Raw genomic sequence first — 8,825 nt, forward strand, 5'->3', positions numbered from 1 at the left:
TCACTGTTGCCAGCCCTTAATGAGATACTTAGGCGTTCCTGCAACTGTAAGAGCAAGCTTTTATCTCTACAACGATTTTGAGGATATTGATGCCCTTGTGGAAGGACTAAAAAAAGTCAGGAAGTGGTTTAAATGAGCGATTTAAATCAGCTTTATTCTGAAGTTATAATGGAACACTATGAAAACTCTCCTCACAGAAGAGAGCTTAAAGATGCTACTCACAAAGAAAGGGGGCACAATCCTCTTTGCGGTGACGACATTACCATTTATCTAAAAATGAATGGTGACATTATAGAAGACGCATCTTTTACAGGTCATGGATGTGCTATAAGCCAAGCTTCAACCTCTATGATGATAGACCTTATAAAAGGGAAAGACAAAAAAGAGGCCTTAAGGCTTGTTCAAGAATTTATAGACATGATACACAAAAAAGATATAAATTTAGATGAATTAGGTGATGCACAGGTATTGCAGGGAGTATCTGACTTTCCTGCCCGCGTAAAATGTGCTTTACTTGCGTGGAAAACGCTTCAGGAAATTTTGTAAGTCTATAAAATAACGCCACGAGGGCGTTTACCTTCGTGGCGTTATTGAATTTTTCAAGACATTCCACATTTCATCTTTTACAAGTCCTAATCTCCAAATGGCTATTCCATCAAGTCCAAATCTTTTTGCAAGACCAATTTTCACTGCAAAGCTTTCCTGTGTTTCATTTGGTATTGAAATACCAAGCAAAAGTTTTTCTTTTGGGACATTTTTAGTTGCTTGTTCAATTGCTTGGATTACAAGTTCTTCTGGCTCAGGCTTTGTACCATAGTCGTAAGCCATGACAATTATTTTATCTGCAATTTCTCCGAGAGTTTTGTAATCATATCCTTTATATACACTATTTGGGGCATGGAGAGTTAATGTTATTGATTTTGAGGCATCAAGGCGATTTCTAAGCAGTTTAACAAACTCTGTAAATTTTTGCTGGGTTTGTACGAGGTCTTCTTTACTCTCATTAAGACCAAGTCCTTCGAAATCAAGATTTACGCTATCATAAGTTTTTGCTTCTTCAGCGATTGAGGAAATGGCTTTTTCTATGGCTTCTTTAGATGACAGCAAATTAGAGACAGTATTGTCACCATCAGTAACATGAATAACCATTTCAGATTTCAATTTGAATTGGGATATTACATCTAGTACTTTTTCCCATCCATCAGGTCTTTGCCAACCAGTTCGGCTTTTTGTCAAGAGATTGCCATTACTGTCTAAACTATACCAACCAAATGCGATGGAACTAAAATAGCCGGTATTGCCAGAAGTATATTCGGGATAACTTTTACCAAACAAATTTGTCCAACTGCTTGTTTGGCTATCTCCCAAAGCATAAAAGCCTGTTACAAACATTTCTTTTGGTGGCGATGTTATTTTTACTGTATAAGTATTTTCATTCCAATCAACATCGCAATTAAAAGCTTCACTAAAAAATCTAAGTGGTATTAAGGTCCTTTGATTTATCATTTGTGGTGATACTCTGAGAGTAATTGGCACATTGTCTTTTATCGCTGTTTTATTACCAATTTGAAGTTTCACATTTGTTTTGTTATCAGTTGCTATAACTGTTTGTGTTGAGACTTCCCAATTTACAGAAATATTTAAAGCTTCGGCAATAGCCCTAAATGGGACTAATGTTGTGCCATCTTTAAGTACAGGTGCTACATCAAAAGTTACTGGATATCCATCCAAAAGAACTGTAATTTCTTGCTTTTCTTGAGCATTTGCAACCTGTAAATTAAAAATGGTAACTATTAAAAAGGTAGATATAAAGGACAAAACTAATTTCTTTTTGAATGTTTCCATATTTCCCCCCTCCCATTGTATCATTATACATTAAAATTAAAGGGATTTAAAGTCGATTTTTGAATTTTTAGAGTTTTTATATTTTATTTACTGATTTTATAAAACTTTATTAGAATTGCAAAAACAATTATTACACAGGAATTAAAAATTTTTAAAAATTAAGAAGGAAAATAGGGATTAATGTAGAATTATATACATGTAAAACCAATACATCCATATCTTCACTGGAATAAATTTATGGGGTGCTATTATATGAGAATTACTTTGGAATTTGTGGGAGAAAAAAATTTAGTATTGCCAATTCATTATAATTATATAGTTCAAGGCTTTTTGTATGACCTCATGGGGGACAGTGAGTTTGCAGCTTTTTTACATGATGAAGGGTTTCAATATGAAAAAAGAAAATTTAAATTATTTACTTTTTCAAGAATTGAAGGGGAGTTCAAGATTTTAACAGACTCTAAAGGGCAGAAAAAAATAAGCATAAAACCTCCTTTTAAATTTACTGTTGCCTCTCCTTTAGATGAATTTATATTTGATATTTCAAAAAATGCGTTAAAAAAGGAGTATTGCCATTTTAATGGTCAAAAATTTATTTTGAATTCACTCAATATAGACAATCCTCCTGTTTTTAAAAATAAAGCAAGGATAAAATTTATTTCTCCAGTTGTGATGTATACTACTTTAAAGGATGGTGACATAAAGTATACTTATTATTATTCCCCTTGGGATGAAAAATTTTCTCCTCTTTTACTTAATAATCTGCTTAAAAAGTATGAATTAGTATACAAAATAAAAGCGGAAGATCCATATTTTAAGCTTTATCCCTTATCAGAAAAGGAAGATAGGAGATATTCAAAGATGATTAAATACAAAAATGTTTATGTGAAGGGATGGATGGGTATATACGACGTAGAAAGCAGTCCTGAATTATTAGAACTTGCTTACTATACAGGTTTGGGTGCAAAAAACTCCCAAGGATTTGGATGTTTTGAGATAATTGGGTGAAAGAAAGGAGGGAGAGAGGATGATAACAGCAATAAAAGAGTTAGGGGAGATGGTGTTAAAATCTCAAAACAAAACTTTGCTGGACGTACTTATAGAAAATCCAAATCAAGATGGTAGATACTCTAAAATAATTGCTATAAATTTCATTGTAAAAGAAGATGAGATTGAATATGAAGGAATTAGACTTGAAGAGTATGACGATTCAAAAATAAGTAGATACCTTTTTACAGATACAGGTGGTAATGCTCCTGGATATACCCCTGCTGCAAAAATAACAGAAGTGCCAAAAACATTTAATGGCAAAATAAAAAATTGGTTTAATAAGGTGCTAAAAGACAAGTCTATAAAAATCGATGAAAAAGATAGAGCTTTTCTTGAAAGAATAAAAGACATATTAGAAGAAAAAAGTGATGAAATTATCAAAGAAGCAGAGAAAATTCGAGGAGATTTTCCCAAAAAAGAAGGATTATCTCTTATACTCAAATTTAATGTAGATGGAGAGTACAAATATATTGGTGATTTTAATGTATTTAGAGATTTGATGCTACAATTAGACAGTCAAAAGTATCAGAAAATTTATGCGGAAGATAAAGTATGTTCAATTTGCGGACAAAAGAAAGATATTGTTTTTGGTACAGTTGATACATATAAATTTTATACAATTGACAAACCAGGATATATTGCAGGCGGCTTTAATGAAAAAGAATCATGGAAGAACTATCCTGTATGTGCAGAATGTAGACTTGCTTTAGAAGAAGGGAAGAGATACCTTGAAAATGAACTTACTTTTAGATTTTATGGTTTGGAGTATCAGTTAATACCTAATTTCATTATAGGAAAAGAATTTGTAAGAAAAGAAGTACGAGAAATATTTGAGAGTTCGGAAAGACTTTTGTCTCTTAAGAGAGAAGTAAAAAAGAGATTTATTGGAGATGAAGATGAGATATTAGATTACCTGGCTGATGCAGAAGATTCTATGACTGTCAATTTGTTGTTTTTAAGAAAATCAAATTCAGCAGAAAGGATATTGCTTTTAATAGAAGATGTGTTTCCTTCTCATTTAAGAGAAATTTTTAATGCGAAAGAACAAGTAGATAAAATTTTTGGCAATAGTTTTACTTTTAAAAATATAAGAAGCTTTATGTCTAAATCTGACTCAAATAAAAGGGATAATGATTTGGACGGTTATTTTCTCGATATAACTGATAGGATTTTTAGAGGAAGGCCAGTGGATTTGGGATTTTTATACAACCTTATAATGAAAAAAATAAGAGAAGAGTTTGTGAAGGATGGTTATTATAAAGCTGCAACTGCAGATGGGTTAATGACGATAGCTTTTCTTGAAAAAATGAAATTGATAAAAATGGAGGTTATCCCAATGGAGGAAAGAATATTTGATAGCTTTTTTGCCAAATATGGTCCTACTTTTGAAATGCCTTTAAAAAGAGGACTTGTTCTTTTAGGGGCTTTAACAGAACTTTTATTGAGAAAACAGTACTCAGATAGAGAAGCTAAGCCTTTCATGAAAAATTTAAAAGGATTAAAAATGGATGAAAAAGACATAAAAGGTCTTCTTCCTAAAGTGCAAAATAAACTTGAAGAATACGATTCTTTTGAAAAAGGTAAAAGACTCTTAGCGAAAGAAGCTTCTAATTATCTTCTCTTAGCGGGAGATAATTGGAATATGTCTGTTGACGAAATAAATTTTTACTTTGCTTGTGGTATTAATTTAGCTGATGAATTGACAAGTATTATTTATAAAAAAGAAGGGGAGGAAAAATAAATGGAAAATGTTATTAAAAATCGTGCAGAGATTTTATTTCTCTATGATGTGAGCTTTGCAAATCCTAATGGTGACCCTGTAGACGAAAACAAGCCGCGTATAGATGAAGAAACGGGAATAAACATAGTGACAGATGTAAGACTTAAAAGGACGATAAGGGATTATCTTGCTTATTACAAAGGCAAAGAGGTGTTTATAATTGAAACAAGAAAAGATAATGGAGAACTCAGGACAAAAAAAGATAGGATAGAGGACTTTGGTACAAATGAAGACATAATAGCAAAATGCATTGATGTGAGATTATTTGGAGCTACAACTGCAGTAAAAGACAAAATGATGATTCTTACAGGTCCTGTCCAATTTAAATATGGTAAATCTCTTCACAGAGTAAATTTAATGTACGTAAAGGGTACAACGGTTATGCCTTCTGGAGAAGGTAGAGAACAAGGAACTTTTACAGAAAAATACATATTGCCCTATTCGCTAATTGCTTTTTATGGGATTGTTAATGAAAATGCTGCAATAAATCAGAATATACCTTTGACAGATGAAGATGTTGATTTGATGTTAGAAGGAATGTGGAATGGTACCAAAAATTTAATGTCAGGTTCAAAAATGGGACATATGCCAAGATTATTAATAGAAGTGGTATACCAAGAGAACAACTATCAAATAGGTGAGCTTGAAAAACGCATAAAATTTGTGCATGAGATGGAAGACGAAGAAATAAGAGATATACAAGATGGCAAACTCGATATAACAGAACTTGTGGCAGTGCTAAAACAAAACCAAGAGAAAATAAAATTGATAAAATACATTTACGATGATAGAGTTACATTTACATGTAATGGAGAAGAATGTACATTAGAGAAAGCTTTGAAAGGATTAAACATTCAAAAACTCCAATATTAAGGGGATATAGAGATGAAGACTTTAGTTTTTGATGTGTTCGGGGACTATGGACATTTCAGAAAATACTATACTACTTCTTCCCCGCTTACTTTTTCCTTTCCACCACCCCCAACTGTCAAAGGCATGTTGGGGGCGATAGCGGGGATTGACAAAAAAGAATATCTCAAAGTTTTTTCAGAGGAAAACTGCAAAGTTGCTATCAGGATATTGAACCCTATTAAAAAAATCAGAGTGGGACTGAATTTAATAAATACAAAAGGGAATTACTGGATACCTTATAAAGCTAAAAATCATGAGGCGAGAACGCAAGTGAAGACAGAATTTGTAAAAGACGCAGCGTATCGGATTTACTTTATGCATAAAGATAATGATTTATTTGAAGACATAGTGGAAAAAATAAAAAATCGCCGAAATGTGTATACTTTGTCTTTAGGGTTAAGTGAAATGATTGCTGATTATAAGTTTATAGGGGTATATGAAGCAGAAGAAATAGAAAATGCAGAAGTAGATATTTTATCAGTACTACCATTTCAATCTATTGTAGAGGACAAAATTTATTTTGAAAATGGCAAAAAATATTTTAAAGAAAAGATACCTGCGGGTATGAATGAAGATAGGGTTGTTTTAAGTTACGAAGATATTTTATATGAAGTAAATGGACAAAGCATAAAGTGTCATGTAAAGAAATGTTGGGAGGTTAAGGGTGAACATGTCATCTTTTTCTGAATTATACTCCCATCCTAACAAATTTTTAGAAGACCATCTCATCAATACTTCTAAAATAATTAGAAGCTACTTTAACGAAAAAAAGGTGGCGATAATAGATAAAGAGACTTTCTTAAAAACAGCTACTATAATTTCTTTATGCCACGACTTTGGAAAAGCGACAAATTATTTTCAAAAGTATTTGTTTACTGAAAACGAGAAAGAGAGAAATAAATTAAAAACAATGGAAGAAACGCACCATTCTTTATTATCTGCAGTTGTAGCCTTTTATTTGGTTAAAAATGAAATAAATGCTCAGGATAGAAAGGGGATATTGTTTCCTTTTATAGCTTTTTTAATTGTTAAAAATCACCATGGAGATTTAAAAAATGTTTTTAATGAAGTTATATTAGATGATAAAGAGTTAGAAGTACTTAAAAAACAGCTTAACAGTATAGATGATGAAAAATTACAAGTATTAAATGGAAAGCTTAGAAATGCTGGCTTAAATGAAAATTTGACTAAATCAGCGATAAATGATTATATTGATAGTATTAATTCTGAATTAAGAAAAATCAAAAGAGAATTAAGAAGACTTAAAGAGGAACAAGATGTTTCTATATATTTATTATTAAACTTTTTGTTTTCTTTACTTATTGATGCCGATAAAACTGAAGTTGTCGTGGGAATTGACAATATAAAACGGCCGGAAATAAAGTTTGAAGAACAGCTTGTAAAAGAGTATAAAGCATCTTTTCCCGATAAAGAAAGTAAAATTAATTTATTGAGAGAGGAAGCCTATAAAGAAGTATTAGAGAAGGATATAGATATTAAACAAAAAATAATGTCTATCAATCTTCCTACAGGCCTTGGCAAAACATTGACTACAATTGCTTTTGCGATGAAATTATGGGACAAATTGTATAAAGAAACCGGTGTAAAATATAGAATTATTTATTCTTTGCCATTTTTAAGTATTATAGAACAAAATTCTAATGTGCTTGAAGATTTGTTAAGATACAATGGAATTCAACCAGATACAGAAATAATATTGAAACATCATCATTTGTCAGATATAAGATATACTAAAAATAATACTGAATTTGAAGATGAACAAGGCAAAATATTGATAGAAGGATGGAATTCAGAAATAATAATAACTACTTTTGTTCAATTTTTTCATACATTAGTGTCTGAAAAAAATAAAACTTTGAGGAAGTTCCACAGATTAGCGAATTCTATAATTATACTTGATGAAGTCCAATCAATACCATTTAAATATTGGCTTTTGACAAAAGAACTTTTAAAAGCGGTTGCAAATGAATTAAATTCATATATAATTTTTGTAACTGCTACTCAGCCGTTAATATTTAGAGAAGAGGAAATTTATCCATTAGTAGCCAAGACTAAATATTTTACTCAAATGGATAGAGTAGAAATTATTCCCAAATTGAGTCGAGATATTACCTTAGAAGAGCTAAGCGAAATGTTTGATTTAAATGATGGTAAAAGCTATCTTTTCATACTAAATACTATAAAATCTGCTCAACAATTTTATAATATATTAAGGGCTAAGATACCTAATGATGAAATAATTTACATGTCAACACATGTAGTACCTATGGAAAGGATGGAAAGAATAGAAAAAATAAAAGAAGGTAAGATAAGGTTTGCTGTAACGACTCAATTAGTAGAAGCAGGGGTAGATATTGATTTTGATGTTGTTGTAAGAGATATAGCACCTCTTGATTCTATTAATCAATCAGCAGGAAGGTGCAACAGGAACTGGAGAGGAAAAGGAAAAGTCTATGTTGTATCATTGATAGATGAAAAAGGTCAAAAATATTCAAAATATGTTTATGATAAAATATTACTTGGCATAACGCGTGAAATACTAAGTAAATATGATACTATAAAAGAGCAAGAACTTTTGAAGATTATAGAGAAATATTATCAAGAAGTATCAGAGAGAATGTCCTCAAATGAAGGAAGAGAGCTATTAGATGCTATATACACATTGAGGTATGATAGCGAAGATGGAAATATGTGTATTTCCAAATTTGAATTAATTGAAGATGACTATTATAAAGTAGATGCATTTATTGAATTGAATGATGAAGCTAAAGAATTGTGGCATAAGTATGTTGAGCTTAAAGACATAAAAAATCTATTTGAAAGGAGAAATATTTTTAATCGATTTAAAGCTGACTTTTATAAATATGTAATATCAATACCTGCAACAGTGGAAAATATGCCTCCTGATATTTGGGGTTTTAAGTATGTAAATTATGATAGTTTAAATGATTATTATGACAAAGAAACAGGTTTTATAACAAAAGGAGTCACAAGTATATGGTAACAAATTTGTCGTCGATCCCAAATAAGGCAAAAACACCTGGGGATAGACGACATTTTTATTTTTCTGATTTTCATAAAGTAATTGATTTTATTGGACAATATGGTATAATAAAGTCAAGATACTTGACAGAAATTAAAAAATTGTAAGGTGTATAATGTGCTATTTATGCATGTTAGAATGAGTTTTTAGCCTACCTATAAGGAATTGAAACCA

The 8,825-nt window shown here is 31.0% G+C and carries 8 protein-coding genes; 7 read left to right on the forward strand and 1 reads right to left on the reverse strand.

Annotation, left to right across the window (positions count from 1 at the left end; translation table 11 throughout):
- A partial coding sequence (locus tag M663_RS15740) for an aminotransferase class V-fold PLP-dependent enzyme (RefSeq protein WP_273702750.1) occupies positions 1-136 on the forward strand: 136 nt, incomplete at its 5' end.
- Positions 133-546 (forward strand): Fe-S cluster assembly sulfur transfer protein SufU, encoded by a 414-nt coding sequence (sufU, locus tag M663_RS0113400; protein WP_029689294.1) that lies wholly within the window; start codon positions 133-135, stop codon positions 544-546. The genes M663_RS15740 and sufU, both read left to right, overlap by 4 nt.
- A gap of 27 nt (positions 547-573) precedes the next feature.
- Here the strand turns inward: sufU and M663_RS0113405 are convergent, their stop codons facing one another.
- The gene (locus tag M663_RS0113405; RefSeq protein ID WP_029689295.1) at positions 574-1,845 is read right to left on the reverse strand and encodes a stalk domain-containing protein; all 1,272 of its coding nucleotides are present in this window, start codon (positions 1,843-1,845) and stop codon (positions 574-576) included.
- A gap of 252 nt (positions 1,846-2,097) precedes the next feature.
- On the opposite strand from M663_RS0113405, the gene cas6 reads away from it, so the two are divergent.
- From cas6 to M663_RS0113430, 5 genes are read left to right on the forward strand one after another with little or no spacing between them, the layout of a single operon-like run.
- Complete coding sequence (gene cas6 / locus M663_RS0113410) at positions 2,098-2,853, forward strand: CRISPR-associated endoribonuclease Cas6 (protein ID WP_004399630.1); 756 nt, start codon at positions 2,098-2,100, stop codon at positions 2,851-2,853.
- Between the two features lie 19 nt (positions 2,854-2,872).
- Positions 2,873-4,636: a TIGR02556 family CRISPR-associated protein gene (locus M663_RS0113415; protein WP_012268881.1), complete on the forward strand. Its 1,764-nt coding sequence runs from the start codon at positions 2,873-2,875 to the stop codon at positions 4,634-4,636.
- The gene (cas7b, locus tag M663_RS0113420) at positions 4,637-5,548 is read left to right on the forward strand and encodes a type I-B CRISPR-associated protein Cas7/Csh2 (protein WP_029689296.1); all 912 of its coding nucleotides are present in this window, start codon (positions 4,637-4,639) and stop codon (positions 5,546-5,548) included.
- A gap of 12 nt (positions 5,549-5,560) precedes the next feature.
- Positions 5,561-6,274 carry a type I-B CRISPR-associated protein Cas5b gene (cas5b, locus tag M663_RS0113425; RefSeq protein ID WP_029689297.1) on the forward strand — a complete coding sequence of 238 codons (714 nt, stop codon included), beginning with the start codon at positions 5,561-5,563 and terminating at the stop codon, positions 6,272-6,274.
- Positions 6,258-8,612, forward strand: coding sequence for a CRISPR-associated helicase/endonuclease Cas3 (locus M663_RS0113430; protein WP_029689298.1), 2,355 nt, complete (start codon positions 6,258-6,260; stop codon positions 8,610-8,612). Before cas5b ends, M663_RS0113430 begins: the two co-directional genes overlap by 17 nt.
- The last annotated feature ends 213 nt before the right edge of the window (positions 8,613-8,825 follow it).

Origin of the sequence: Thermoanaerobacter sp. A7A (assembly GCF_000445185.1) — a bacterium.
In the GTDB taxonomy this organism is placed as follows: Bacteria; Bacillota; Thermoanaerobacteria; order Thermoanaerobacterales; family Thermoanaerobacteraceae; genus Thermoanaerobacter.

Excerpts from the sequence above, each read along its gene's own strand:
- sufU (WP_029689294.1), top strand. The coding sequence starts at position 133 with ATGAGCGATTTAAATCAGCTTTATTCTGAAGTTATAATGGAACACTAT.
- M663_RS0113405 (WP_029689295.1), bottom strand. The coding sequence starts at position 1,845 with ATGGAAACATTCAAAAAGAAATTAGTTTTGTCCTTTATATCTACCTTT.
- cas6 (WP_004399630.1), top strand. The coding sequence starts at position 2,098 with ATGAGAATTACTTTGGAATTTGTGGGAGAAAAAAATTTAGTATTGCCA.
- M663_RS0113415 (WP_012268881.1), top strand. The coding sequence starts at position 2,873 with ATGATAACAGCAATAAAAGAGTTAGGGGAGATGGTGTTAAAATCTCAA.
- cas7b (WP_029689296.1), top strand. The coding sequence starts at position 4,637 with ATGGAAAATGTTATTAAAAATCGTGCAGAGATTTTATTTCTCTATGAT.
- cas5b (WP_029689297.1), top strand. The coding sequence starts at position 5,561 with ATGAAGACTTTAGTTTTTGATGTGTTCGGGGACTATGGACATTTCAGA.
- M663_RS0113430 (WP_029689298.1), top strand. The coding sequence starts at position 6,258 with ATGTCATCTTTTTCTGAATTATACTCCCATCCTAACAAATTTTTAGAA.